This window comes from uncultured Jannaschia sp. (genome assembly GCF_947494025.1).
In the GTDB taxonomy this organism is placed as follows: Bacteria; Pseudomonadota; Alphaproteobacteria; order Rhodobacterales; family Rhodobacteraceae; genus Jannaschia.
Window position 1 is genome coordinate 1 of the sequence record NZ_CANLTQ010000160.1, and the last position, 380, is coordinate 380.

1 pseudogene is annotated in these 380 nt (G+C 66.3%); it reads left to right on the top strand.

Annotated elements, in window-relative coordinates:
• Positions 1–380: pseudogene (locus Q1B08_RS21765) on the top strand (hypothetical protein); the annotation flags it as partial.

Genomic DNA, 380 nt, shown 5'->3' on the forward strand with positions numbered 1-380 from the left:
GCCGCCTTCCGCAGCCAGCTCGTCGCGGTCGACGATGGCGGCGACCTGCATACCCGGCTCGGCCAATGGGACGACGGTAAATACCACTGGCTGTTCCCGGGCACCGGGACCGACCCGCTCACCTTCGACAACCGCATCACCGCGTTCGACCTGACGGAGATCTTCGACAGCCCGGCGGTGCGGACGGCGTGGCTCTCCTACGTGTTCCGGCGCATCGAGCGGACGGTCGAGGACGGGCGGCCGACGATCATCGTGCTCGACGAGGCGTGGAAGCTGCTCGACGACACGTATTTCCAGTCGCGGCTGAAGGACTGGATGCTGACGATGCGCAAGAAGAACGTGGTCGTCGTCATGCTGACGCAGCGCGTGGGCCACATCGC